General features: G+C 64.4%; 26 protein-coding genes and 1 tRNA gene. 14 read left to right on the forward strand and 13 right to left on the reverse strand.

Features of this window, described 5'->3' with window-relative positions:
- Position 1: 1 nt before the first annotated feature.
- The 6 genes from H292_RS0125235 (at position 2) to H292_RS0125260 (ending at position 4,928) form a co-directional block, all read left to right on the forward strand.
- Complete coding sequence (locus H292_RS0125235) at positions 2-841, forward strand: segregation and condensation protein A (RefSeq protein WP_019667872.1); 840 nt, start codon at positions 2-4, stop codon at positions 839-841.
- Positions 834-1,517: an SMC-Scp complex subunit ScpB gene (gene scpB / locus H292_RS0125240; RefSeq protein WP_019667871.1), complete on the forward strand. Its 684-nt coding sequence runs from the start codon at positions 834-836 to the stop codon at positions 1,515-1,517. The genes H292_RS0125235 and scpB overlap by 8 nt, the downstream gene beginning before the upstream one ends.
- 11 nt (positions 1,518-1,528) lie before the next feature.
- On the forward strand, positions 1,529-2,632 hold the full coding sequence (locus H292_RS0125245; protein WP_019667870.1) for a pseudouridine synthase: 1,104 nt from the start codon (positions 1,529-1,531) through the stop codon (positions 2,630-2,632).
- A complete protein-coding gene (gene cmk, locus H292_RS0125250; RefSeq protein WP_020113240.1) occupies positions 2,632-3,330 on the forward strand; it encodes a (d)CMP kinase in 699 nt (232 codons plus the stop codon). The genes H292_RS0125245 and cmk overlap by 1 nt, the downstream gene beginning before the upstream one ends.
- Positions 3,327-4,772 carry a ribosome biogenesis GTPase Der gene (gene der, locus H292_RS0125255; RefSeq protein WP_019667868.1) on the forward strand — a complete coding sequence of 482 codons (1,446 nt, stop codon included), beginning with the start codon at positions 3,327-3,329 and terminating at the stop codon, positions 4,770-4,772. Before cmk ends, der begins: the two co-directional genes overlap by 4 nt.
- 82 nt (positions 4,773-4,854) lie before the next feature.
- Positions 4,855-4,928, forward strand: a tRNA-Pro gene (locus H292_RS0125260).
- Between the two features lie 409 nt (positions 4,929-5,337).
- On the opposite strand, the gene H292_RS0125270 is transcribed toward H292_RS0125260, so the two are convergent.
- The gene (locus H292_RS0125270; protein ID WP_020113242.1) at positions 5,338-6,363 is read right to left on the reverse strand and encodes an aldo/keto reductase; all 1,026 of its coding nucleotides are present in this window, start codon (positions 6,361-6,363) and stop codon (positions 5,338-5,340) included.
- Complete coding sequence (locus tag H292_RS0125275; RefSeq protein WP_020113243.1) at positions 6,360-7,001, reverse strand: TetR/AcrR family transcriptional regulator; 642 nt, start codon at positions 6,999-7,001, stop codon at positions 6,360-6,362. The genes H292_RS0125270 and H292_RS0125275 overlap by 4 nt, the downstream gene beginning before the upstream one ends.
- A gap of 186 nt (positions 7,002-7,187) precedes the next feature.
- On the opposite strand from H292_RS0125275, the gene H292_RS0125280 reads away from it, so the two are divergent.
- The 3 genes from H292_RS0125280 to H292_RS0125290 all read left to right on the forward strand — a co-directional run bounded on the left by H292_RS0125280 (position 7,188) and on the right by H292_RS0125290 (position 10,398).
- Positions 7,188-8,648 (forward strand): MFS transporter, encoded by a 1,461-nt coding sequence (locus H292_RS0125280; protein ID WP_020113244.1) that lies wholly within the window; start codon positions 7,188-7,190, stop codon positions 8,646-8,648.
- A 76-nt stretch (positions 8,649-8,724) separates the two neighbouring features.
- Positions 8,725-9,141, forward strand: a complete 417-nt coding sequence (locus tag H292_RS0125285; RefSeq protein ID WP_020113245.1) for a DUF1761 domain-containing protein — start codon at positions 8,725-8,727, stop codon at positions 9,139-9,141.
- Between the two features lie 111 nt (positions 9,142-9,252).
- Positions 9,253-10,398 (forward strand): metallophosphoesterase, encoded by a 1,146-nt coding sequence (locus H292_RS0125290; protein ID WP_020113246.1) that lies wholly within the window; start codon positions 9,253-9,255, stop codon positions 10,396-10,398.
- Positions 10,399-10,432: 34 nt separating this feature from the next.
- Here H292_RS0125290 and H292_RS0125295 read toward each other — a convergent pair whose 3' ends face one another.
- The 11 genes from H292_RS0125295 to H292_RS0125345 are packed head-to-tail and all read right to left on the reverse strand — an operon-like array spanning position 10,433 to position 21,047.
- Complete coding sequence (locus tag H292_RS0125295) at positions 10,433-11,530, reverse strand: alcohol dehydrogenase catalytic domain-containing protein (protein WP_020113247.1); 1,098 nt, start codon at positions 11,528-11,530, stop codon at positions 10,433-10,435.
- A gap of 10 nt (positions 11,531-11,540) precedes the next feature.
- Positions 11,541-12,500: an ROK family protein gene (locus H292_RS0125300; RefSeq protein WP_020113248.1), complete on the reverse strand. Its 960-nt coding sequence runs from the start codon at positions 12,498-12,500 to the stop codon at positions 11,541-11,543.
- Entirely contained in the window at positions 12,497-13,201 is a 705-nt protein-coding gene (locus tag H292_RS0125305) for an HAD-IA family hydrolase (protein WP_019667785.1), read from the reverse strand. Before H292_RS0125305 ends, H292_RS0125300 begins: the two co-directional genes overlap by 4 nt.
- Positions 13,198-14,079, reverse strand: coding sequence for a TIGR03619 family F420-dependent LLM class oxidoreductase (locus H292_RS0125310; RefSeq protein WP_020113249.1), 882 nt, complete (start codon positions 14,077-14,079; stop codon positions 13,198-13,200). Before H292_RS0125310 ends, H292_RS0125305 begins: the two co-directional genes overlap by 4 nt.
- Positions 14,076-14,867 (reverse strand): VOC family protein, encoded by a 792-nt coding sequence (locus tag H292_RS0125315; RefSeq protein ID WP_020113250.1) that lies wholly within the window; start codon positions 14,865-14,867, stop codon positions 14,076-14,078. Before H292_RS0125315 ends, H292_RS0125310 begins: the two co-directional genes overlap by 4 nt.
- Positions 14,864-15,763, reverse strand: coding sequence for an NADP-dependent oxidoreductase (locus tag H292_RS0125320; RefSeq protein ID WP_020113251.1), 900 nt, complete (start codon positions 15,761-15,763; stop codon positions 14,864-14,866). Before H292_RS0125320 ends, H292_RS0125315 begins: the two co-directional genes overlap by 4 nt.
- Positions 15,760-16,593: an SDR family oxidoreductase gene (locus H292_RS0125325; RefSeq protein WP_020113252.1), complete on the reverse strand. Its 834-nt coding sequence runs from the start codon at positions 16,591-16,593 to the stop codon at positions 15,760-15,762. Before H292_RS0125325 ends, H292_RS0125320 begins: the two co-directional genes overlap by 4 nt.
- Positions 16,586-17,581: a zinc-dependent alcohol dehydrogenase gene (locus H292_RS0125330; RefSeq protein WP_027499082.1), complete on the reverse strand. Its 996-nt coding sequence runs from the start codon at positions 17,579-17,581 to the stop codon at positions 16,586-16,588. The genes H292_RS0125325 and H292_RS0125330 overlap by 8 nt, the downstream gene beginning before the upstream one ends.
- Complete coding sequence (locus H292_RS0125335; RefSeq protein WP_020113254.1) at positions 17,578-18,780, reverse strand: MFS transporter; 1,203 nt, start codon at positions 18,778-18,780, stop codon at positions 17,578-17,580. Before H292_RS0125335 ends, H292_RS0125330 begins: the two co-directional genes overlap by 4 nt.
- 3 nt (positions 18,781-18,783) lie before the next feature.
- Entirely contained in the window at positions 18,784-19,821 is a 1,038-nt protein-coding gene (locus tag H292_RS0125340; protein ID WP_020113255.1) for a 3-oxoacyl-ACP synthase III family protein, read from the reverse strand.
- The gene (locus H292_RS0125345; RefSeq protein WP_020113256.1) at positions 19,818-21,047 is read right to left on the reverse strand and encodes a sedoheptulose 7-phosphate cyclase; all 1,230 of its coding nucleotides are present in this window, start codon (positions 21,045-21,047) and stop codon (positions 19,818-19,820) included. The genes H292_RS0125340 and H292_RS0125345 overlap by 4 nt, the downstream gene beginning before the upstream one ends.
- A gap of 157 nt (positions 21,048-21,204) precedes the next feature.
- On the opposite strand from H292_RS0125345, the gene H292_RS0125350 reads away from it, so the two are divergent.
- The 5 genes from H292_RS0125350 (at position 21,205) to H292_RS28780 (ending at position 24,476) form a co-directional block, all read left to right on the forward strand.
- Positions 21,205-21,825 (forward strand): TetR/AcrR family transcriptional regulator, encoded by a 621-nt coding sequence (locus H292_RS0125350; protein ID WP_020113257.1) that lies wholly within the window; start codon positions 21,205-21,207, stop codon positions 21,823-21,825.
- A gap of 423 nt (positions 21,826-22,248) precedes the next feature.
- The gene (locus tag H292_RS0125365; protein WP_026348243.1) at positions 22,249-22,572 is read left to right on the forward strand and encodes a YbjQ family protein; all 324 of its coding nucleotides are present in this window, start codon (positions 22,249-22,251) and stop codon (positions 22,570-22,572) included.
- Between the two features lie 83 nt (positions 22,573-22,655).
- On the forward strand, positions 22,656-23,150 hold the full coding sequence (locus H292_RS0125370) for a pyridoxamine 5'-phosphate oxidase family protein (RefSeq protein ID WP_020113259.1): 495 nt from the start codon (positions 22,656-22,658) through the stop codon (positions 23,148-23,150).
- Between the two features lie 74 nt (positions 23,151-23,224).
- On the forward strand, positions 23,225-24,154 hold the full coding sequence (locus H292_RS0125375) for an aldo/keto reductase (RefSeq protein ID WP_020113260.1): 930 nt from the start codon (positions 23,225-23,227) through the stop codon (positions 24,152-24,154).
- A gap of 199 nt (positions 24,155-24,353) precedes the next feature.
- Positions 24,354-24,476 carry a hypothetical protein gene (locus H292_RS28780; RefSeq protein ID WP_020113261.1) on the forward strand — a complete coding sequence of 41 codons (123 nt, stop codon included), beginning with the start codon at positions 24,354-24,356 and terminating at the stop codon, positions 24,474-24,476.
- The last annotated feature ends 42 nt before the right edge of the window (positions 24,477-24,518 follow it).

Genomic DNA, 24,518 nt, shown 5'->3' on the forward strand with positions numbered 1-24,518 from the left:
GATGACCGACACCGCCACCGAGACCACGCCGATCGAAGTACCCGAGAACGAGGACCCGTCGCGTTTTCGTGTTCGGCTGCTCAACTTCGAGGGGCCGTTCGATCTCCTCCTCACACTGATCAGTCAGCATCGCCTCGACGTCACCGAAGTCGCGCTGCACACTGTCACCGACGATTTCATCTCCTTCACCAAGAGCCTGGGCAAGGAGATGGGCCTCGATCAGACGACGGAGTTTCTGGTCGTCGCGGCGACTCTGCTGGATCTGAAAGCGGCGAGGCTGCTGCCGTCGGGTGATGTCGAGGACGCCGAGGATCTTGCCCTTCTCGAAGTGCGCGATCTTCTGTTCGCGCGGTTGTTGCAGTATCGGGCGTACAAGCAGGTTGCTCAGCTCTTCGGCGAGCTCGAGGCAGCAGCCCTGCGTCGGTATCCGCGGTCGGTCTCCGTGGAGGACCGCTACACCGACCTGATCCCCGAGGTGCTGTTGGGCGTCGATGCAGCTCGATTTGCGGACATCGCGGCGGCTGCCTTCCGGCCGAAGCCGATCCCGAAGGTCGGTCTCGATCACATTCACCAGCACTCGGTGTCGGTTCCCGAGCAGGCGAAGTGGGTCATGGAACGGCTGGAGAGCAAAGGCGAGGGCGCATGGACGCCGTTCTCGGAGCTGACCGAGGGATGCGAACACACCGTGGAGATCGTCGCGCGGTTCCTTGCGCTGCTCGAGTTGTTTCGCGAGCAGGTTCTGGCGTTCGAGCAGCCCGAGCCGCTGGGTGAGCTGTTGGTGACGTGGACGGGTAAGGAGAAGTCGGGGCAGGTTCTGGTCTCGGCGGTGGATTATGGATGAGCAACAGCCGCTCGACGTGGAGTCTGCGGAGGAGACGGACGAGCTGGACGACGCCACGCTCGTCTCGGCTCTGGAGGCCGTCCTGCTGGTGGTGGATTCGCCGGCATCGAACGAGCAGTTGGCGTCGGCCGTCGGGAGCGATGTCGGACGCGTGAAGCCGATTCTCCAGAGGATGTCCGCGGATCTGACCGAACGACGCAGCGGAATCGATCTCCGATACGCCGGTGACGGCTGGCGTTTCTACACGCGCACGGTGTACGCGCCGTACGTGGAGAGGCTGCTTCTCGACGGCGCTCGGTCCAAGCTCACACGCGCGGCATTGGAGACTCTCGCCGTTATCGCATATCGTCAACCGTTGACCCGCGCGCGAGTCAGCGCCGTGCGAGGGGTCAACGTCGACGGAGTGATGCGCACGTTGCTCGCTCGCGGACTGATTTCGGAAGCTGGAGTGGATCCGGAATCGAACGCAACCATGTACTCCACAACCGAGTTGTTCCTCGAACGGCTCGGTCTGGCTTCGCTCACGGATCTGCCACCGCTGGCACCGTTGTTGCCGGGAGTGGACCTGATCGACGAGATCAGTGACAGCATGGATACCGACCCGAGAGTCACCCGCTCCACCAAGAACCGCGGATCGAAACCCGATCCGGTAGCCGAGCTCGACTCGGACGACTGATAGGTAAAGAAGTGAACAAGCCCGCTCGCCGTGATGGCACACCGGACAGGAACAAACGACAGGCTCCGCGTAGGAAGCCGACGACCGGACGGTCGGAGGATCCGCGCGAGAACCGACGCAGGGACGATGCACCCCGCGCCGGAGGACCCCGCAAGGCTGTCCCGCGCAAAGGCGTCGACCAGCGCAAACCCTTCGAGAACAAGCCGGTCGACAGTGGCATCAACGATCGCAGCAACGACGCAGTGCCGCGCAAGAAGCCCTCTCGGCCCAAGCCACCGAAGCCGCAGAAGAAGCAGGCTCCGTCGACCACCATTTCCAACGCGAAGCCCGCGAAGCACCAGTACATCGAGCCCGACGCCAAGCGGCGTCACGTCCCGCGCGGTGAGGGTGTGCGTCTGCAGAAGGTGCTCGCTCAGGCCGGTGTCGCATCGCGCCGGGCTGCCGAAGAACTGATCGCCGACGGTCGCGTCGAGGTCGACGGCCGCATCGTCACCGAGCAGGGAATCCGGATCGATCCGGACGTCGCGATCGTCCGCGTCGACGGCACACGCATCGTCGTGAAGGAAGAACTCGTTCACCTCGCGATGAACAAGCCGCGTGGATGGCAGTGCACCATGTCCGACGATCTGGGACGCCCGTGCGTCGGCGACATCGTCTCCGAGCGCGTGCAGGCAGGGCAGCGACTGTTCCACGTCGGACGTCTCGATGCCGACACCGAGGGCCTTCTGCTCTTCACCAACGACGGTGATCTTGCTCACCGCTTGATGCATCCGTCGTACGAGGTGTCGAAGACCTACCTGGCCACGTTGTTCGGCGCGATCCCGCGGGATCTGGGCAAGAAGCTCAAGGCCGGCGTCACCCTCGACGACGGTCCGGTGAAGGTCGACGGGTTCGCGCTCCTCGACATCTCCAACGGCCTGTCACTCGTGCGCGTCACGCTGCACGAGGGCCGCAAGCACATCGTCAGGCGCCTGTTCGACTCGGTCGGATTCCCGGTCGGTCGCCTCGTGCGCACCGACGTCGGCAACGTTGCTCTCGGCGACCAGCGTCCCGGCACGTTGCGTGTGCTGGGACGCGGCGAGGTCGGCAAGCTCTACGAGTCGGTCGGTCTGTGATGAACGATCTCGGCATCGACGGGCTGGTCATTGCCATGGACGGGCCGTCGGGAACCGGTAAGTCGACGGTCTCGCGCAAGCTCGCCACGGCACTCGACGCTCGGTACCTCGACACCGGTGCGATGTACCGCGTGGCGACGGTGTGGGTGCTGCGCGCCGGAATCGATCCGACGGATTCGGAGAAGGTGGCCGACGTCGTCGCGACGCTTCCTCTGGACATCGGCACCGACCCCGCGGCGGAGGCAGTCACTCTTGCAGGTGAGGACGTTTCGGAGGAGATCCGAGGAGAGGCCGTCACCAAGGCGGTCTCTGCTGTGTCGGCCGTTCCTCGGGTGCGGGAGCTCCTGGTGCAGAAGCAGCGCGACATCTCGGCGTCGTTTCCGCGGATCGTCGTGGAGGGTCGCGACATCGGGACCGTCGTGTTGACCGACGCCGACGTCAAGGTCTTCCTGACGGCGTCGCCGGAAGCACGGGCGGACCGACGCAACAAACAGAACATCTCTCAGGGACGGGTCGACGATTACGAGGCAGTTCTCGCCGACGTCCAACGCCGCGATCATGCGGATTCCACTCGCGCCGTATCTCCGTTGCGGCCTGCCGAGGATTCCGTGATCGTGGATACCAGCGATCTGGGCATGGACGGCGTCATCGACGCGTTGCTCCAGGTTGTGCACGACAGAACTGGAGTGAAGCAGTGACCGAGGAATTCTACGCAGGCGAGGTCGCAGGCGACGGCACGTGGAGCGAAGAGGGGGAGTGGGACCTTCTCGATTACGTCGACGGTGACGATGCAGAGGCAGCGGTCGCAGTCCCGACTCTCGCAGTCGTCGGACGGCCCAACGTGGGAAAGTCGACGCTGGTCAACCGCATCATCGGCCGACGCGAAGCAGTTGTCGAGGACATTCCCGGCGTCACGCGTGACCGAGTGTCCTACGAGGCCAACTGGGCCGGACGTCGGTTCCTGGTGCAGGACACCGGCGGGTGGGAGCCCGACGCCAAGGGACTGCAGCAGTCCGTTGCGCGCCAGGCCGAGTTGGCGATGAACACCGCCGACGCGATTCTGCTCGTCGTCGACGCACGCGTCGGGTCGACGACGACCGACGAAGCGGTTGCGCGAGTGCTGCGCCGCTCGAAAACTCCGGTGCTGTTGGTGGCCAACAAGGTCGACGACGGACGCACCGAGTCCGAGGTTGCATCACTGTGGTCGCTCGGCCTCGGCGAGCCGAATGCGGTGTCGGCGACGCACGGCCGCGGCACCGGTGATCTGCTCGATCGCGTTCTCGAAGCGCTCCCGGAAACTCCCCGCGAAGGTATTCCCGGCGGCGGTCCGAGACGAGTCGCCTTGGTCGGTAAGCCCAACGTCGGCAAGTCGTCGTTGATCAACAAGCTGTCCGGCGACGAGCGATCCGTTGTGCACGACGTTGCAGGTACGACCGTCGATCCCGTCGACTCCCTCGTCGAATTGGGCGGTAAGACATGGCGTTTCGTCGATACGGCCGGCCTGCGCAAGCGAGTCAGCCATGCCAGCGGCGCCGAGTTCTACGCGTCGCTGCGGACGAAATCGGCCATCGAGGCCGCCGAGGTCGCAATCCTGCTCATCGACTCGTCACAGGTCATCTCGGAGCAGGATCTGCGTGTTCTGTCGATGGTCGCCGACGCGGGCCGTGCGCTCGTGCTGGCGTTCAACAAGTGGGACCTCGTGGACGAGGACCGTCGACTGCAGTTGGAGAAGGAGATAGATCGCGATCTCGCTCGGGTGCCGTGGGCGCAGCGTGTCAACATCTCCGCGCACACCGGCAGGGCCGTGCAGAAGCTCGTTCCGGCCCTCGAAACAGCTCTCGAATCCTGGGACAAGCGAATCCCCACCGGCAGGCTCAACAACTGGCTCAAGGAGGTCGTCGCCGCGACGCCCCCGCCGATGCGTGGTGGGCGTCTGCCGAGAATCATGTTCGCCACCCAGGCGACCACCCGTCCGCCGACATTCGTTCTGTTCACCACAGGCTTCCTCGAGGCCGGCTACCGCCGGTTCATCGAGCGGCGTCTGCGTGAAGAGTTCGGCTTCGACGGCAGCCCCGTCCGTGTCTCGGTCCGTATCCGCGAAAAGCGCGAGCGGCCGGGCAAGGGCAACAACCGCCGATAGATTCTCCGCCCACCCCTGACCAGGCGATTTCGTGTCAGGGGTGGGGCTGGGGTAATCTCATCGAGCGCCTTAACCGGCGCGGCGGGCTGTGGCGCAGCTTGGTAGCGCACTTGACTGGGGGTCAAGTGGTCGCAGGTTCAAATCCTGTCAGCCCGACAATGCAGTTTCAAAGGCGGTCTCGGAGAAATCCGAGGCCGCCTTTTTCAGTTGCGCCTATGTGAAATCGAGAAGACGAGCGCAGGCCGTTGTGGGGGCTGAGTCCATTCGGTGCATCCGCTGCCGAGCATTGTGCAGCCGGTCGAGGCGTCGAGTGTTCGAGCCTCGACCGGAGGTCAGCACTGCGGGAATGTAGGTGAGGCCTGTGTCTCAACGGTTGCTGTTCGAGGTGTGTCCATCGGTCGTGGCTTCGAAGAACATCTGAACGAACGGTGGGCTGTCGGCGAGGGGATGGTGCTTTGTTGGGTTGTTCGCTTCCGCCGGGCAGTGAATCTCGTTGCCGGGAGCGGTCTCCGGAGGGCGACTCATGCGACGACTCTTTCTGTGGGCCCGCTGTCGGGTCGGAGGTTCAGCGCCGACGCAGAGAAGACTGCACGATGGCAGGGGGAAGGTAGCCCGCGTCGCGCTCGGTCATGTTGCGGCCGGGGAAGACGATGTCGTCGATGCGATCGAGTGTCTCGTGTTCGAGCACGAGATCACTGGCCGCGAGCTGACTTTCGAGTTGATCGACGTTCATGGGGCCGATGATGGCTGCGGTCACAGCCGGGTGGGACAGAACGAATCCAAGTGCGAGATGAATGAGCGAGATGCCGAGTTCCTCGGCGAGGAGTGCGAGGGCTTCGGCGGCGTCCAACTTGCCCGCGTTGTGCGGTGCGGTGATGTCGAACAGGCCGGGCATGAGCTTGTTTCGGTCGCTGACGAAGTCGGGGGAGTCCTTTCTGTATGCACCGGAAAGCCAGCCCCCGCCGAGCGGACTCCAGACCAGGACTCCGAGAGCAAGTTGTTGTGCGACGGGGAGAACGTCGGCTTCGATTCCTCGTGCGAACAGTGAGTAGGGAGGCTGCTCGGTGACGAAGCGGCCGAAATTTCGCCGTTCCGAGGTCCATTGTGCAGTGACGAGTTCGTGTGCGGGGTACGTCGTTGTGCCGAAGTACCGGATCTTTCCGGCTCGTTGCAGATCGGTCAGCGCGCCCAATGTCTCTTCGATGTCGGTGTCCGGATCGGGGCGGTGCACTTGGTACAGATCGAGATGGTCGGTCTGTAGTCTGCGGAGACTGTTCTCGACGGCTTGCACGATCCAACGGCGGGAGTTTCCTCGTGCGTTGACGTCGTCGCCCATGGGGTTGTGGAATTTGCTCGCCAGCACCACATTGTCTCTGCGTCCGCCGGCCAGAGCCTTTCCGACGATTGTCTCGGCTTCACCGTGTGAGTACAGATCTGCGGTGTCGATCATGTTGATTCCGGCGTCGAGCGCGCGGTGCACGACTCGGATCGATTCGTCGTGATCCTTGTTGCCCCACGTTCCGAACATCATGGTGCCCAGACAGAGGTTGCTCACTCGTACACCGGTTCGTCCGAGGGTTCGGTACTTCATTGTCCACCTTCTGTGGTGTCGGATGGGTTTGTCAGTGCTGGCAGCAGCAGAGTGTCGATCAGTGTGAGTACGTGCTCGGGATCGAGGGAGCGACCCTCCACGGTCACGCGGTAATAGCACATGGCGGGAATGACTCGGGCCATGAACTCGACGTCCGTGTCGGCGGCGATTTCAGCACGCGCGACGGCACGTTCGATCATGATGCGATTGGCTGCGATCCACGGATTGGTGCCGGATATCGACGCTGCCAATTCTGAATCGTCCTGGGCGGCAAGCATGCTTGCCACCGCACTCATGATCTTCAGCTGTTTGTTGCCGCTGTCGAACGCCTCCGGGCGCATCAAGGCCTTGAGATCGCCCCGAAGGGTTCCCGAGTCCGGCAGCTCGTCGACGTCGACTTCTTGTTTGGACACACGCGCGACGGCGTCGACGATCATGTGCGCCTTCGACGGCCACCGCCGGTACACCGTGGCCTTTCCGGCTTTCGCGCGGGCAGCGACCATATCCATCGTCATTCCGTCGTAGCCGTGCTCGGCGAGAACCTCGACTGTCGCGTCCAGGATGTCGCCGTCGCGGGAGTGATCGCGTTTGCGTCCGCGCGGCGTCGGCGCATCGGGCGTCGTTGTCCTATCTGGCACGGTTCCTCCTTGTTCCGGGTTGGATACTGGCCTGGTAATTACGGTACTGGACAGATCCGATACTAGCAAGTACCGTAATGAGAGTTCGTCTCGTTCGACAGCTCTCCAACAGTCGGCACCCCGACATCCGATCGCTCGCGTATCGCGCGCCGGGTCGCACAGTTCTCACTCGAGAAAGTCCACACAATGTCACGAGATTTTTCGACGTCGAGAGCAAAAAATCTTGCTCTCGCGTTACTTGCCCTGACTCAATTTCTGATCGTCATCGACGCGTCGATCGTGAACGTCGCGCTGCCGTCGATCGGTGAATCACTGGGGATCGGTCAAGACGGCCTGTCCTGGGTGATCAACGCCTACATCCTCGCGTTCGGCGGGTTCCTGCTGTTGGGCGGCAGGCTCGCCGACCTACTCGGACGGCGCAAGATGTTCGTCACCGGATTGCTCATCTTCACGGTCGCCTCGCTCATGGGCGGCTTGGCGCAGAACGACGCATGGCTCAACATTGCCCGAGCAGTGCAGGGACTCGGGGCGGCCATCGTTTCTCCTGCTGCCCTGTCGATCCTCACCACCACCTTCAAAGAAGGCTCCGAACGTAACCGCGCGCTCGCGGTGTGGGGTGCGATGTCCGGTGCGGGCGGGGCGGCCGGCGTGCTGCTCGGCGGTGTGCTCACCGAGTATCTCGGATGGGAATGGGTGCTCTTCGTCAATGTTCCCGTGGGATTGTTCATGGTGTGGCAAGCATTCCGCCTGTTCCCGGCGTCGAGCAGAGTCGACGGGGCCCGCAGCTTCGACCTACCCGGGTCGATCAGCGTGACGGCCGGCCTGGCGCTGTTGGTGTTCACACTCGTCGACGCCGAAAAAGCCGGATGGACATCGACTACGACACTGCTGCGAGCTGCGGCTGCAGTCGCACTTCTGGTGGTCTTCGTGGTGATCGAGCGGCGCAGTGCGGCACCGCTGGTGACACTGTCGATCTTCCGACTACGTACCCTTCGTGGCGCAAACGTCGTCATGCTCCTCGTGGGCGCATCCTTGATCTCAGGCTTCTTCCTCATCACCCTGTACCTACAGCAGGTCCTGGGGTTCACCCCGCTTCAGGCTGGTCTTGCGTACCTGCCTCTGGCTCTGTCGATCATCGCCTCGGCCGGCGGCGCGTCACCGCTGATCACCAAGTTCGGGTTCAAGACTGTCCTTCTCGTCGCCTTGGGCTTCGTGGCTGCAGGCCTGGCCTGGTTCGCGCAGGTCGGTGCCGATGGTCGATTCATCTCCGACGTCTTCGGTCCGTCCGTTCTGACCGGCCTCGGACTGGGTGGCTCCTTGGTGGCCGTGACCGTAGCCGCCCTCACCGGAACGACGGACGAACAGGCCGGCCTCGCTTCAGGTCTCGTCAACGCCGGCAACCAAATCGGTGGGGCAGTGGGGCTGGCGGTCATCTCGGCGGTGGCAACAGCGACGACTGCACGCGCGATGTCCGGCGGGGTCGATCGAACCGTGGCGTTGACTGACGGCTTCCACGACGCGTTTCTCGTCGGGGCGGGTGTCGCGGTGGCAGGCATGGTTTTCGCGGCGTTGTCGATCTCCTCTCGGGACAGTCGTGAGCATGCTGCTGCGGCGCAGCGGGGCGAGGTGGCCGTGACAGCGCTCTGAGCGGCACACCACACACCCGTTTCACCAACCGACTTCAACGGGCGTCGACGGACGCTCATTCTCGAAGGAATCCGAAATGTTCGATGTTCTGACCGATATCAAGTGGCTCGCAGTGCTTGCCGCGTTCGTGGCCTCCGCGGTGAGCGCAGGCGTGTATTTCCCCGTCCTCATCGCCAAGCCGTACATCGTTGCACTCGGCCGCGAGAACGCGCGGGAGCCCGAGTCCTCGCTCGTGCGTAATCTCGGCCCGGTGGTGTGCATCCTTGCCACCACCATCACGAGTGCGGTGTTGATCACCGCGCTGGACATCACCGCGGTCGGCGACGCCGTCGTGTTCGGTCTCCTCGTCGGGATCGGTTATCTCACGGCCATGACGTTTCAGATTGCGCTCAACCCCAACTTCCCCCGTCCGCTGTACTACGGGGTGCTCAATGCCCCGTTCTTCATCATCACCAGCGTGCTCACCAGCGTGATCATCGTCTGGATCGGCTGAGACGTCCGTCGCTCCGGAGTTGCCCAGCAGCTTCGTAGCGGCACCCGACGTGACGAACTCACGTCGTCTGCTGCAATGGTTCTTTCAACAGAAACCCGGTCATCGTTCACTATGCCTGCTCCTCTTCTCGCGCTCGTCGCAATCGTCGCAGTGCTGTCGATCTTCGTGCGCGTCATGTTCGTTTCTCCTCTGCGTCTGTCACGTCCGTTGGCACGCACCGTGGACTGTGTTCTCGCGGTCTTGTTGTGCCTCACGGTGGTCGGCTACGGAAGCGGAAGTATCTTCGATCCGTCCTGGGCGCGCGGCCCGGGGTTCGTCGGAGCTACGTGGGCTGCCGCACTGCTGTATCTGTGCCTCGGCGGTCTTGTGGTCGGTGCAGTGTTGCTTGCGATCCGGATCAAAGGTGTTGCGCAACAACGCGACAGTGCGCCCACCAGGATGCGAGTTGCGCGGGTCGGTGCCGCCGTGGTCGCGCTGACAACAGCCGGTACCGTCGGATACGGTCTCGTCGAAGCGGCCCAGCCTCAGGTCACGCACACCACCATCGCGTCGGATGGCCTCCCACAGCAATTCGACGGTCTACGGATCGCGTTCGTGTCCGACATCCACGCCGGGCCCACGCGAGGTGCAGGTTTCGTCGAGGCGATCGTCGGCGAGATCGATCAGCACGATCCCGACGTGGTGATTCTGGGCGGCGACCTCATCGACGGGACGGTCGAGTTGGTCGGCGATGTGTTGACGCCACTGTCGGAGCTGAACGCCCCCCTCGGAGTGTTCGCGGTCACCGGCAACCACGAGTACTACGCCGACGCCGACGAATGGACCAGGCTGTGGTCGAGCCTGGGTGTGGAAGTTCTGCGCAATGCCACTGCGACACTGGAGCGTGGCGGCGCGTTCATCGATCTTGCGGGAATCAACGATGTCTCCGCTCCGCCGCCACATGCTCCCGACCTCGGCCGCGCCCTCGGCGAGCGAACTTCCGATCGATTCACCCTGTTGGCGGCTCATCAACCAGTTCAGGCGTTGGACGCCGTCGGTGCCGGAATCGATCTCCAGCTCTCCGGACACACTCACGCAGGTCAGTTGTGGCCTCTGCGGTATCTCGTTCCCTTGCAACAACCCTCGATCGAAGGGCTCGTGACCGTTTCGGGCACCCCCGTCTTCACAACGCGCGGCGCCGGTACGTGGGGACCGCCCGTGCGCGTAGGTGCCGAGCCGGAAATATCGATGCTGGAACTACATTCGGTTGGTGCGTGACCTCGAGGCACTTATCGAAGTAGGCACGGGCCCCTCACGCCCCCAACCCCACCACCAACCGCATCACGAGTTCACCGTCCACCACCCGGGTCCGTTGTTCGCAGATGGTGTTCATCAACGCCGTGCCCTCCACGATGTCGCGCCGGTGGGTCAGTAGTCCGTCGATCGCGTCGTCCGCTGAGGTCAGTGCCGTAGCCGCCGCGGTGAGTTGGTCGTTCGTGACGCCTCGATTACCAGTGAATGCCACTCGCTGCGCACCGCGGCTGAACGTGGTGACCGCGGGAGGCGTCGGGCCACCGGTGTTGGCTTGCCTCACCCCGGCGATGTCCACACCTGGTAGCAGGCCCGACGTCGCCTTGGCCGGCACCCCGCCGATAGGGTGCACGGCCACTACCCGATCCCCGAGACGCCGTATCGCCTCGTCGATCGAGGCGACAGTTCCCGCGCGGTGGGTCGCGCCGAGCACCGCAACGGACCCGGTGATGTGACGTTCCCAGTCGTCGCCGGAGGAGAAGTTCTGCACCGAGGGCAGGTAGTTGGCGGTCCACTTCGCACCCAGCTCCGTACGGTGCACCATCGCCACCTCGACGGTCGGGAACATCGCCGAGGGTGCAAGTGTGGCCGCGAGGTTGCCGATCAGACCGTCCCCGAAGATGAGAAGCGTTTGCGGGGTCTCGCGCGCGAGACACGACAGTGCATAGCGAACCACGGCATACGGCTCCACAAGGGTCGCTCGGACACTCGACAAGTCGTCCGGCAGCAACGACACCAGACCGCTGCTGACTGCGGACGCTCCGATCACGACGCGTTCCTGAAACAGACCTTCCACATTGTGGCCGAGTAGGAAGGACGAATCGTGGGGATGGGTCGGGTTGACCACCACGCGGTCACCCACTGCGAATTCCGACACTCCTTCGCCCAGCTCGACGACTCGCGCAGCACCCTCGTGCCCGACGATCGGGGACGGATCGTTCCGGTCTCCCCGCACGATCTGAATGTCGGTTCCACACAGCGACACCGCTTCCGGCGCGAGCAGCAGCTCGCCGGGCCCAGGGGAGGGCGTCGGGCGAATCTCGACGGACGAGTGGCTACCGTGCCGGACGATGGCGCGGTGGGTGAGTTCGATTGTCATCGTTCCTCTTTCAAATCTTAGTCACACGAAGGTAACCGTCGGCGATTGCGTCCGCTCCGGAGAGTGTGTCGATGTCGCCGGGCGCGCACACGTGGATGATCTCGCGAACCCGATCCGACGTGAGCGAGTCGGCATACGAACGCGAGCCGGCAAGTTGCGCAATGAGTTCGCGCTCGTAGAACCCGACCAGTCCCTCCGCTACCCCGCCGCCGATCCCGATGCGGTCGAGTCGCGGATCGAGCGTGATCATGGTGCGGATCAACTCGGCAATGGGTTCGACTACCACGGTCAGCAATCGAGCGAGGTCATCGATACCCTCCGCCAGCGAAGAAGCGAAACTCCGCTCCTCGTAGTCGATTCCGAGGACTTGCGCGACCGCCGCCACTCCGGGACCGGACGACATCGACGAAATGTGCCCGACGCCACCGCACGCGCACGGCAACTGCAGCACGGCCGGAGGCGCGGAACTGACGGCGCGCACGTGCCCGACCTCGCCTTGCAATCCGCGGTGATCGACCGGAACAACCTTCTCGGCCAGGTAGGCCGTGCGCACCGCGATGCCGCTGCTGATCGTGATATACGCCAGGTGCCGATCGGTGGGGCGAGCGAACCCCTGAGCGTACGACGCCAATCCTGCCGTCACGTCGTTGACCAGGGTCCAGCGCACATCGGGGCGTCGAGACGACAGCATGTGCAGTAGCGGAATCTCGCCCGAGGGCGCGCCGCCCCACAGTGGCCCGGAACCGAGTGCCACGCCCTTCTGCTCGTCGAGCGCCGCGCCGCAGGACATGTTCACCCTTGCACCGTGCGGCACGTGGACGTCGAGCGTATCCACCAACTGTTGCAGCAACCTGTCCACGGACAGGCCAGGCTGTTGCAGCACACTGGGCGCCGGGAACCGTTCGATCGCGCTCCCTGCACGAATGCGCAGCCACGTACCACCCAGATCGACGGAGACAGTATCGGTCATCGCACGGGAACCGCGTCGATCACCGGATGCACGTCTTTCGCCGGGTGCAGGTCGATGACCAGCGACCGGTCGCGCATCTCGACCCGCAGGGAGTCGAAGTTGTCGACGCGTGCGATGTTCTGGCCGGGCTCGTCGCCGATGGTGATGCACCGCACGCCGGCATTCGCCGCGGCAGCCATTCCGGCCGACGAGTCCTCGAACACGATGCACGACTCGATGGACGCGCCCAGCTGCGCTGCCGCGGAGAGGAACCCTTCCGGGGCGGGCTTGCCGACGGTCACGTCCTCCGCGGCGACGGCGATCCGCGGCGTCGGTAGCCCGGCGGCGGTGAGGCGTCGGACCATCATCGATCGCGTCGCCGACGTGACCACCGCCCACCTCTCGGGCGGCACCGACGCAAGGAATCTCGCGGCGCCGGCAATCTGCTGAACCGGCACCACGCTCCGGCGCTCGTGCTCCCGTATCCACTGCAGCTCGGATCGTACGTCGGCTGCGGGTCCGAGGACGCGCAGAACGATATCGGCGGCGAGTCGGCCCGGAAGTGCCTCGGCAACAATCGATCTGTCGACGTCGTGTCGCTGGGCGAACTCGAACCACACCGCCTCGATGGATGCGTGCGAGTCGACGAGGGTGCCGTCCATGTCGAACAGGAACGCGCCCGCAGTGATGGACTGCCGAATCGGGCTGGGCTGCAGACTCATACCGTGACCCCCATCCCCAGGCTTTCTCCGGCGAAGCGGACGAGTTCGAGATCGTGCTCGGTGGATCGCCGCAACCGTTGATCGCCCGGATCGGTATCCAGAACCACGGTGCCGGCGCCGAGCCCCGCGAGGAAATGGATGTCCGAGTGGATCTGCTCGACGCTGCCGTACCCGAGGGGACGGTTCGGCGACTGGACCGGAGTCTCGGTGGGCAGGAAGTAGATACGTGGGACGAAGTCCTTGCCGTCGTCGAGGGCGTCGGCGCCGGCCGCGCACAGCTGCCTCGACGGGTGCAGCGGATGCCACCCAGTGCCTACGCGGTTCGTCCGCGCGATCGCAGCGGGGCCGTTGCCGCCGATCCACAGCGGCGGGTGCGGCGTCTGGGCGGGCAGCGGCCCACCGTGCACGCGGCGCGGGGTGCCACTGGCGCCGAGGGCCTCGTAGGTCTCCGACGACCATGCCGCCACCAGGCCGTCGAGGGTGACATCGGTCAGCCGCCCGCGTTGGTGATAGGGGACACCCAGCACGTCGAACGCCTCAGACGTCCACCCGACACCCACGCCGACGATCAACCGCCCACCGCTGAGTGTGTCGATGGTGGCCGTCGCGTGCGCGAGGTGCGCCGGATGGCGGTGGCTGCCGATGAGCACGCCGCTACCCAGACGGATGGTGTGGGTCTGACCCGCCAACCACGACAGCGTCGCCAGGCACTCGTAGAACGGCGCGGGCGAGCGGCGATGGGCGTCGTCGGTCAGCACCACGTGATCCGACAGCAGCACGTTGTCGAAGCCGGCGGCTTCCGCGGTGGTGGCCCACGCAAGGATCCCGTCGGCATCGATCTGCGGCCCGAAGTTCGGGAGGTTGAGTCCGTACCTCACAGCGCACCCGGAAACAGTCGAACGCCGTCGCGCCGACCCTCAGCAGGAAGCGTCAGGAAGTTGCTGCCGTTCGCGGTGAGTGGGCGTGCGGCGTATCGACGGCCGACGTGGTGTTCGAACAGCTCGATGTTCAGCTCTCCCACCGACACCATTGCCATCCGCGACGTACCTTCCACGTCGAGGTCGAACTGCGCGGTCATGAAGCCGCGGTCGGCCTCGATGTCGGTCCGCAGAACTTCCGTCGCTCCATGGTGATTCACGAGGCGGTCGATGGCCGCGTCCAGATCGGCGACGCTGTACCCCGAGTGGTCCAATCCGCGGCACGTGGGCAGAGTGGCCGACGGTAGGTCCTCGCGTCGGTGATGCAGGCGGGCGTCGGTGTCGCCGTAATAGCCCGGCACCTCGGGCCAGTTCTGCAGTTCGAACAATGTCCCCCACGGTGAACGGAAGTAGACCCATCTGTTGCCGGCGATCGGGCCTTCCGGCACGGTGATCACCTCGCCGAGAACGGACACATCGTCCAGCCCGGCAAGGTGATCGGCAGCGCGTTCGATGTCGCCGACGGTGAAGCAGAGGTGATTGGTGCCGATGTCGACCAGGCGCGGCGGGGCCTGATTCGGGCTGTGCGAGGACGTGAATTCGATCGATGTGGAGCCGACCGGAACCGTCGCGCCGTTGCCACTCTCGACGCCGAGCAGAGACGCGACGAAATCGGCTGCCTCGTGCGCGTCGGGAACAGTGATTCCGATCGTGCTGAGCGATGTTCGGGCATTCGTGGTGACGGTCATGGGATCAACAGCACCTTTCCTCGTGTTCCACCGGCAGCGAGCAGGGCGTGAGCCTGCGGGGCTTCGTCGAATCCGAATGTGCGAGCGATCGGCACGGTGATCTCCCCCGAGGAGACGAGTGAGGCGAACTCCGCTAGGCCAGGCCCGTCCTCGTTCACGTAGCTCTTACCCGGGGTGATGCCCCGCTGTGGTTCGGGTTGGTCGCCGTCTTCGATGGAGACGAACGATCCGCCGTCACGCACACCGTCGATGGCCTCGACCACTCCGGCGGTGTCGACCACCGCGTCGTACTTCCGTGGCTCGAGATCGACGGGCTTGGCCAACACCGTCCCCACGCCGAGCGTGAGAAGGTCGTCGGTGTCCGTCTCCCGCGCCAGCGCGTCGACCCGGTGGCCCCGCGACAACAGGATCGCCGACGCTATGCGCCCCACCGCGCCCGCAGCACCGGTCACCACCACGGTGGCGCCTGCCGGAAGCGTGATCTTGTCGAGCTGTTGCACGGCGGTGAGCGCCGCCAACGGGATCGCGGCCGCATGCTCGAGGCCGACGCCGGTGGGGGCGTGGGCGAACAGCGATTCGTCGGCGACGACGCGCTCGGCGTACGTACCGAAACGGTGCGCCGGCTGCGCGATCATCCCGATGACGGTGTCGCCGCGGGCGAATCGAGTGACGGACGAGCCGACTGCTTCGACCGTGCCCGACACGTCCCATCCCAGCACCGCGGGATACGTCAGTTCGATGGGCAGGAAGCCGGACCGGGTCTTGAGGTCTACCGGGTTGACGGCCGCGGCGGCCACCGACACGGTGATGTCGCCGGGCCCCGCGGTGGGCTCCTCGATCTCGCCGACGGTGAGGACGTCGGGGTCACCCTTGCCGTGAACGATGATGGCTCTCATGCAGCTCCCTTCGATGTGGCGGCCTTCGATGTATCGGCCGTGTGCAGTTCACCGGCATAGCGTGCGTTCTCCTCGGCGGCGGTGAGTACGAGTCCGCCGTCGACAGTGATGGTGGTTCCGGTGACATAGCTCGACGCGGAGCTCGCGAGAAACACCGCGGCAGTGGCTACTTCGTGCACACCCGCCGGACGACCGAGCGGGATCGCGGGCCGGTCGATGGCGGCGTAGGAGGACTCGTCGTCGACGCCGTTCATCGCGGTCGCCGTTTCGCCCGGTGCGACGCAATTGACGCGGATACCGTGCTGCGCGAATTCGAGGGCGAGCACCTTGCTCGACGCCGCCAGCGCCGCCTTGCTCGCGCAGTAGATCGATCCCCGGGTGATGGGCACCGAGTCGTGAACCGAGGTGATGTTGACGATGGATCCCGCGATACCGTCGGCGATCATGCGGCGACCCACCGCCGACGCCAACGCCAACGGCGTGACCGTGTTGATCGCCAGCACATCCTCGATGCGGCCGACGTCGAGCGCATCGGCCGGAGAACGGTCGTTGACACCGGCGTTGTTGACCAGGCATCGGATCTCGCCGAGGCGATCTGCTGCGTCGAGAACGGTCTCGACGGCGGTATGGGCGTCGCGCAGATACAGCCGAAGCGGGACGACATCGACGGGATGATCCGCACGAATATCGTTGACCAGGGCGTCGATTCGATCGATTCCGTTGCCGTAGCCGAGGATGAGGTTGTGCCCTTCCGTGGCGAGCGCAAGCGCGATGGCGCGGCCGATGCCGCTGCTCGCGCCGGTGACGACCGTGTAGCCGGGTCTAGTCAATGGAGATCACCACCTTCGGCCGGGTTCGGTGGCTTTCGAGTCGATCGAAGGCGGATTTCGCGTCCGAGAGGGGCACGACGCTGTCGATGAGCGACGCCAGGGCGGGCCGGATGAGGGGGAACAGGGCCGCTGCACGCCGATAGTGATCGACGCCATGGCGCACCCCGATGATCGAGATTCCGGCCAGCGCAACCGCTCCGGGGTCGATGGACTCCGACTGCGCGGCGACCCCGACGAGTATGCACTTTCCGCCCGGTCGGAGTACGCCGATTCCCGTTCCCAGCGCGCCGTCGGCACCCGAGGCTTCCACGACGATGTCGTAGGGTCCTGCCAGGGCCTCGGTACTGGTGAAGCTGTGTGCGGCGGCGCCGGGACCGAGGTGGTCGATGGGTCGTGGTTCGAGCACGTCGACGGTGACGGGGTACTGCGACAGCATGGCGATAGCGAGGCTGCCGATGGTCCCCGCTCCGATGACGAGGACGCGATCGCCCGGGGAGACCGACGCCGAGTCGACGGCTTCGAGCACGGTGACCAGGGGTTCGATGAGAACGTGTTCCGGTTCGGCCGGAGCGCGGCCCAGGGATACCAGGGCGCGACGCGGCATGACGAGGAATTCGGCTGCGGCGCCGCCGTGCTCGTAGAGGCCGACCTCACGGAGGTCGGAACATTGATTGCGTCGACCCGATCCGCAGGCCGTGCACGACTGGCAGAAGATCATCGTGCTGCCGGTGACGGCATCGCCGGCGGCGAGGTCATGGACGTGAGCGCCCGATTCCTGGACGATGCCCACCCACTCGTGTCCGAAGTGATGCGGATACGACGTCTTGCCGTCCATCAGATACGACGACGTGCCGTGCAGTAGTTCGAGATCCGTACCGCACAGGCCGACGTACTTCACCGCGACGACGACGTCGTCAGGACCGCAGACAGGCGCGTCGAGTTCGACGACCGACACCGAGTGAGGCGCGTCGATCACGGCCGCTCTCACACGGCCACCCGGGCGGTACGGCGACTGAGGAACAGCAATCCGACGGCGGCGACGGCGAGAACAGCCCCGATGGCGGGCAGAATCCCGACGCTGTAGCCGCCGGACAACGCAATGGACCCGATCCACGCGCCGGCGGCGTTCGCGAGCTGGAAACCGGCGATGTTGACCGTCGCGGCGAGGTGCGGCGCTTGACTGGCCGCGCCGATCAGTTTGGAGGCCAACGGCGGAATGATGGAGAAGCCTGCGGCGCCCAGGACGAACATCCATGCGAACGCGAACCACGGGGTGCCGCCGAACAGGAACAGCACCAGCAGTGCCGCGGCGAGTGCGGTGAGCGCGACGTAGAGCGTCTTGTCCAGGGCCTTGTCGGCGAAGTGGCCGCCGAGTTGGTTGCCGACCACCGAGCCGACCCCGAACACGAACAGCACGATGGTGACGGTGGACGCCGAGATCCCGGCGTGGTCGGTGAGGTACGGCGCGATGTAGGTGAACACGACGAACAGCGCGGCCTGGCTCAACGCGGTGAGGCCGATGGCCCAGAGCACCGGGCCGCGGGTGAACACGCCCAGTTCCGAGGTGACGCTGCCGGTCTGATGAGACGGCGCTGCGCGTCGGGTCGAGACGATGAGGGCTGCGGTGACGACGAGCTGGAAGATCGCGATGATGGCGAACGACCAGCGCCAGCCGAGTTGGGTGCCGATCAACGTGCCCAGCGGAACACCGAGAACCGTAGCGAGGTTGAGGCCGAGCGTGACGCGGGCGATGACGCGGCCCTGGAACTCGGGGGCCACCAGGGAGGTGGCCAGCACGAGGCACAGCGCGAAGAACGTCGCGTGCGGAAGCGCGGTGATGACCCGGAAGACGACCAGGGTGGCGAAGTTCGGCGCCAATGCGGTGCCGATGTTGCCGACGATGAACAGGGCCATCAGCGCTGCGATGAGCGGTGTTCGCGGGACCCGGGTGGTGACGATGGTGAGCAGCGGGCCGCCGATCACGACGGTGACGGCGTAGATCGTGACGAGCAGGCCGGCCGTCGAATTGCTCACGGCGACGTCGGACGAGATGTCCGGGAGGACACCCGCGACGAGATATTCGACGGTGCCGACGCCGAATACGGCGAGGAGCATCCAGAGGATGGCGACGTTCGCGTTGGTAGGACGCGTGGCTGCGGGCTCGCTCAGACGTGTCTCGGTGACCATGGTCTATCCCTTCGTTGAGTTGTCGTGGCCGGTGTATTCGACGACTGCACATCCCCAGGTGAATCCGACGCCGATGCCGGTGAGCATGATTCGGTCACCCGGGTCCAGCGTCTCGGTACGGCGGAGCAGATCGAGACCGAGCAAAGGATCGGCGGCACCGGTGTGGCCGATCTCGCGGCCGAGTTCGACAAGTGTCTGATCAGGGCGGATCTTCAGCGGCTCGAAGCATTGCTTGCGGAGCAGCACATTGCCGAAGTTCGGGACGATCCACCGGGTGATCTCACCGTGGTGCGTGGCGGCATCACCCAATGCTGTTTCGGCGCAACGCGACAGGGCTGCCGAGTTGCGGGACCAGAATTCGTCGATGGAATGCGTTTCGGTGAATCCGGCTACCCGCTTCCGCAGGTCGAGCGGACCGTCGGTGCTATAGACCTGCATGGCGAGACTGTCGTGGCCGCGGTGCATCTGCTCGAGGTGCGCGTCGCTCACCACGGAGGTGGACAGCAGGCGGAACGGGCCGGGATCCGGACCGATGACGGCGGCCCCCGCGCCGTCGCCGTAGACCAGTCCGCTGTCGGAGGTCCACCGATCGAACAGGGGCTCACGCCACGCGTCGGATGCGGTGACCAGGCCCTTGCCGCGACCGTCGAACCAGCGTCCGATCATCTCCATCCCGACGATCGCGCCGGCGCAGGCGGTCCGGATCTCGATCGGCAAACAGTCCTCGATACCGAGTTCGTTCTGGATGTATGCGCCGCAGTTCCACGCCTCGAGCCCGTTGTGCAGGACTACGGCGTGGACGAGGAGGTCGACGTCCTCGGTGCTGATTCCGCTGTCTTTTAACGCAGCTCGGCCCGCGAGAACGGCCATGTCCGGAGCGGACTCGCCGAGGTCGGGGTTGGACACTGCCGCCGACGTCTGCCCGGTCTTCTGATGCTCGACCTCCTCGAAGCGGCCCGCGGCGACCATGTCGGCAGCCTGGACTCGCGCATCCGGAAGATACGAACCGAAGCCCTCGATGTAGAGGCTGTCCCACTTCATGACGCGACCCTCGTGACCGTCGGTTCTCCGAGTTCGGCGTTCTTTCGGCTCAGCAATTTCAGCGCGGAGGCGATTTCGCCGGGCGTGACGTCGTTCGCGAAGTGGTGACCGCCGATGCCGACGGGGAGCGGCAATCGCTGCCGACCGTCACGGTGACGGACGGTGTCGGCGAGTGCGGCGTCGAGCAGTCCTGTCTTGTCCAACACGTCGTTCCAGACCGGCAGCCCGAGCTGCTTCATGACCGTCAGTATCCGGTCGAGGTCGGCGCTGCCGAGGCTGCCGCGCAGGAAACCCAGTGCCGACGTCAGGGCCATGTCGATGCCGACGGCTTCACCGTGTAGCAACGCGGGCAGCGCTTCCATCTCCAGAGTGGGGGAGAACGTGTGCCCGTAGTCGACGCACCGTTCGAGGCAGGACTCCCACAGATTCGGTTGCAGTTCCTCCAACATCAGGTGGATGGACTCCGCGATGACCTGCGTTGCGGCAGTGTCGAGTTCGCCTGACGTCCCCTGAAAGTTGTCGGCGATCAGACGCGGACCGTACGTTTCGAGCAACTCGAACAGGTCGACCGACTTGATCAGCGCCATCTTCAGAATCTCCGCGAGACCGTTGGACAGGTGCCGGTCGTCGAGGGTGCGGAGAAACGCGCGGTCGACGTAGGTGGCGATCGCCGGCGCATACGTTCCGAGACGGTTCTTGCCCATGGCGTAGTTGACGCCGGTCTTGACGCCGACACCGGCGTCGACCAGGCCGATGAGCGTGGTCGGGATGCGGATGTAGGGGGTTCCACGGCGGTACACGCTGGCGGCGAATCCGACGACGTCGAGCAGTACGCCACCACCGATGGCGATGACCGGCTCACGGCGCCGGTCGATGCCGAAGCCGTTCATGGCGTCGACCACCCGGATTACCGAGCTCCACTCCTTGACTGTCTCGTCGGCTCGCATGGGCACGAAGTGTGCGTCGACGCCGTGGTGTTCGAAGTAACTGCGGATACGGTCGCCGTGGATGCGGTCGACATTGGCATCGATGATGATCAGACGACGGTCGCCGCGGGTCAAGGGTGCCGCGCTGCAACTGTCGAGTAGCTGCGTACTTCTCGGCGCGAACAGGTTTCGCGCGGCGATGACATGGTATTCGACTTGCTTGACGGCCTCGACCTTCCACGCGGAGTCGGCGTCCGCCGTGTGGCTGAGGCCGAGTTTGAATGAAGCGGCACTACGCATTTCGATCCCCCTGGACGATGAACTGCAAGCTCGGGCTGTGACGGTTCCTTTGCGGTGCTTCGGCGAACCAAAGTTCGTAACCGAGGGTAAGGGATTCGCGTAGTGATCGCTACAGGAGTAGACTAGATCACAATTCGGAGCGAGACCAGGAGGTCCTATGGCAGGCGTACCGGGGCAGGGGCGGAAGTTCGACGTGGGCACCGCGTTGGAACAGGCGATGTTTGCCTTCTGGGAGCATGGCTACGAGGGCACATCCGTCTCCAAGCTGACCTCCGCGATGCACATCAACCCGCCGAGCCTCTACGGCGCATTCGGTGGCAAGGAAGGCGTTTTCTTCGCGGCCGTGGAGCATTACCTCGCCACACGCGGTGACTTCATGGACCGCGCCTTCTCGGAGGAACCTCATGCGGCCAAGCTGATCTCCCGGCTGTTGTATGACGCCGCGTCGCACTACACCGACGAGTCGTGTCCGGGTGGGTGTCTCATCATCAGCTCTGCCGTCAGCGTCACCGACGCCAACCAGGGTGTCGCAGATCGATTGCGCGACATGCGCAATGCCAACGTGGCGCTTCTGTCGGAGCGCATCACCGCCGACATTGCCGACGGCGTCCTCCCGACATCCTGGGATCCGATCGAGATCTCCGAATACATCGGCGTGATCATCCAGGGCATGTCGCAACGAGCCCGCGACGGCGCCACGCGTGCGCAGCTCGAGCGGGTGGCTGACCGAACCGTGGCGTCCTTGGGTACAGCGGCTGCGACGCCCCTGCGCACATGATCACTGCCCGCCCTGTCGAAGACTCATGACCTAGTCGGTTGAATTCGGATCGAGTCCGAGCGCATCACGATTCACGTTCCGTTCGGCTCACCGACCGTTTCGGAGCCACCTGGATCATCGACGTCATTGCACCCTGGGGCTGAACTCCGAAGGCTGCGTGAGAATGGGTTGGCGTGGTTCAGGTGTTTCTCACCCCCGGCGTGAGTTCGAGACTCTGCGGCGCCGTTCGCGGAACGAGCATCGGGTTGCGCGTTTCGAAAAACGGGGAGGCTCCCTGAAATGCGCCCTCGATTCGACATTCGAGTACGGCTCGGAACCTACTTCGGAGTGGTTGTCGGTGCTTCGGAGACCGCGGCTGGCACCGCCAGTGCATCTTGTCGAATACGTTGTCGCGGTCGTGAATCACCGCCTATCGTGCAGTGCATGATCATCGTGACTACGAACGAGATTCCTGGCCATCGCATCACAGCGGTACACGGTGAGGTGTTCGGTTTGACCGTGCGCTCGCGCCACATCGGATCGAATATCGGTGCCTCCTTCAAAGCGCTCGCGGGCGGAGAGCTGAAGGGCATCACCACGCTCTTGCAGGAAACTCGCACCGAAGCGCTGTCCCGATTGTCGGCGGAAGCCACGGCGAAGGGTGGCAATGCCGTGGTCGCGTTTCGATTCGAAACCAACGATTACGGCGACACCGGAGGAGTCGAGGTGTGCGCCTACGGCACCGCGGTCACCACCGAACCCAGTTGAGGGTTTCATCCGGACGGGCGCGATAACGGTCGGGTCCAAGTCCGTTGTCGTTTGCGGGGGCTCACTGTGGGTACAACCCTGAAATGACAATCGACGACGACCGTACGGCCGGTATCTCCAAAGTGACCGAGCTCCTGAAGGATTCGAAGCTGTGCATGTTCACCACACACGGCCGTGACGGACACCTGCTGTCCCGTCCAATGGCACTGCAGGAGCACGACTTCGACGGTTCGCTGTGGTTCTTCGCGCGCAACGATTCGCGCAAGGTCGGCGACGTTCGCGCGGACAGTTCGGTGAATGTGTCGTTCCAGTCGGGGACAGCCTGGGTTTCCGTGTCCGGACGAGCAGAGATCGTTCTCGACGAGGCGAAGAAGAAGGAACTATGGAATCAGGCGGCGGCAGCATGGTTCGACGACGGCCCTGAGTCTCCCGAGGTCGTTTTGATCTCTGTGGAAGCGGAGGGCGCGGAATACTGGTCAGCGCCGGGGTCCAAGGTATCGACCCTGCTCGCGTACGCCAAGTCCAGAATCACGGGCGACAAGCCGGATGTCGGCATGAACGACACCGTCGAAATGTAGAACCTGGCGCGCTGGAGGAGGGTAGGGTGGCGGCCTCTGGACGGTGCAGGCACGAATGGTGATCGAGGGTGTGCGTGAAGTATTACGAGATGTTCGCTGGCGGCCCGCGCGCGTCGAGCATCGTTCTCGGCCTGATGCGCATCGAAGCACTCGACAATGCGAGTATCGCCAAGCTCGTCGGGACCGCTCGCGATGCGGGTGTTTCGGTGTTCGACCACGCTGATATTTACGGCACAAGTCGGCACGGATGTGAGCGTCGATTCGGAGACGCAGTGACATTCCTGCCCTCCGAACGCGAGCAGGTCGTCGTTCAAAGCAAGGTAGGGATCCGGGACGGGTTCTACGACTTCTCCAAGGCGCACATCCTCGACACCGTCGAGAAATCGCTCTCCGCGCTCCGTATGGATCATCTCGACGTGCTGCTGTTGCACAGGCCGGACAGTCTGGTCGAGCCCAGCGAGGTCGCCGCTGCATTCGACGCTCTGCACTCGGCCGGAAAGGTGCGCAGTTTCGGCGTCTCCAACCACACACCCGGTCAAATTCAGTTGCTTGCCACCGAGGTGACGCAGCCGCTGATCATCGATCAGGTGCAACTGAGCCTCACCCATGCGCCGTTGATCGCTGCGGGTTTGGCGTCGAACATCGGTGGTCTCGACCAATCGATCGACCTGAGCAACGGCCTTCTGGATTACGCGCGCATCAACGACATAGCCTTGCAAGCTTGGTCGCCCTTCCAAAGCGGCTACACAGGAAAGGTTTTCATCGGTGATCGCGACAACTACCCAGAACTGAACGACGCTCTCGACGACCTCGCCCGCGATCACGGTGGGACTCCCACTTCCATTGCGACGGCATGGCTCACGCGTCATCCGGCGAAGATGCAAGTTGTCCTGGGGACGACCACGCCGAGTCGAGTAGCTGAAGCCGTGGCCGGGAGCGATATCAGTTTGAGCCGGGAAGAGTGGTATCGACTCTTCCGTGCTGCCGGATACCGCCTGCCTTGACGGTCAGCGCTTGTTTGCTCGGATTCCTTTCAACCATCCTCGGATAACTGTGAGGTCGTGCAGTCCCAAAGGTGCAGTGGTCGAGAGGCAATGCGTCGATTCACTACTTCTGCGCACGTCGTCGCATCTGGGCGATAGGTAATCTAGGGGAATGGCGGCTTTCGAGGTTGGAGACGGGGTAACAACGACGGGTGGGCCCATGAGCGGTGTCTACGGCACTGTTGTCTGGTTCTACGAGGAGAAGAACCAGATCCTGGTTCGTTTCGGTGCTACTCAACAGATGTACTTCGCGCCCGACGAATTGAAGCGTTGGGGCGGGTAGCGCCGGCGAGGCTGGAATCGTCGATCTTCGGGGCAGTCCCGG

Source organism: Rhodococcus sp. 114MFTsu3.1, from assembly GCF_000383555.1.
GTDB classification, from domain to species: domain Bacteria; phylum Actinomycetota; class Actinomycetes; order Mycobacteriales; family Mycobacteriaceae; genus Rhodococcoides; species Rhodococcoides fascians_E.

Coding starts and splice junctions, on each gene's coding strand:
- H292_RS0125235 (WP_019667872.1), top strand. CDS start 2: ATGACCGACACCGCCACCGAGACCACGCCGATCGAAGTACCCGAGAAC.
- scpB (WP_019667871.1), top strand. CDS start 834: ATGGATGAGCAACAGCCGCTCGACGTGGAGTCTGCGGAGGAGACGGAC.
- cmk (WP_020113240.1), top strand. CDS start 2,632: ATGAACGATCTCGGCATCGACGGGCTGGTCATTGCCATGGACGGGCCG.
- H292_RS0125270 (WP_020113242.1), bottom strand. CDS start 6,363: ATGAAGTACCGAACCCTCGGACGAACCGGTGTACGAGTGAGCAACCTC.
- H292_RS0125280 (WP_020113244.1), top strand. CDS start 7,188: ATGTCACGAGATTTTTCGACGTCGAGAGCAAAAAATCTTGCTCTCGCG.
- H292_RS0125285 (WP_020113245.1), top strand. CDS start 8,725: ATGTTCGATGTTCTGACCGATATCAAGTGGCTCGCAGTGCTTGCCGCG.
- H292_RS0125290 (WP_020113246.1), top strand. CDS start 9,253: ATGCCTGCTCCTCTTCTCGCGCTCGTCGCAATCGTCGCAGTGCTGTCG.
- H292_RS0125295 (WP_020113247.1), bottom strand. CDS start 11,530: ATGACAATCGAACTCACCCACCGCGCCATCGTCCGGCACGGTAGCCAC.
- H292_RS0125300 (WP_020113248.1), bottom strand. CDS start 12,500: ATGACCGATACTGTCTCCGTCGATCTGGGTGGTACGTGGCTGCGCATT.
- H292_RS0125305 (WP_019667785.1), bottom strand. CDS start 13,201: ATGAGTCTGCAGCCCAGCCCGATTCGGCAGTCCATCACTGCGGGCGCG.
- H292_RS0125315 (WP_020113250.1), bottom strand. CDS start 14,867: ATGACCGTCACCACGAATGCCCGAACATCGCTCAGCACGATCGGAATC.
- H292_RS0125320 (WP_020113251.1), bottom strand. CDS start 15,763: ATGAGAGCCATCATCGTTCACGGCAAGGGTGACCCCGACGTCCTCACC.
- H292_RS0125335 (WP_020113254.1), bottom strand. CDS start 18,780: ATGGTCACCGAGACACGTCTGAGCGAGCCCGCAGCCACGCGTCCTACC.
- H292_RS0125340 (WP_020113255.1), bottom strand. CDS start 19,821: ATGAAGTGGGACAGCCTCTACATCGAGGGCTTCGGTTCGTATCTTCCG.
- H292_RS0125345 (WP_020113256.1), bottom strand. CDS start 21,047: ATGCGTAGTGCCGCTTCATTCAAACTCGGCCTCAGCCACACGGCGGAC.
- H292_RS0125350 (WP_020113257.1), top strand. CDS start 21,205: ATGGCAGGCGTACCGGGGCAGGGGCGGAAGTTCGACGTGGGCACCGCG.
- H292_RS0125365 (WP_026348243.1), top strand. CDS start 22,249: ATGATCATCGTGACTACGAACGAGATTCCTGGCCATCGCATCACAGCG.
- H292_RS0125370 (WP_020113259.1), top strand. CDS start 22,656: ATGACAATCGACGACGACCGTACGGCCGGTATCTCCAAAGTGACCGAG.
- H292_RS28780 (WP_020113261.1), top strand. CDS start 24,354: ATGAGCGGTGTCTACGGCACTGTTGTCTGGTTCTACGAGGAGAAGAAC.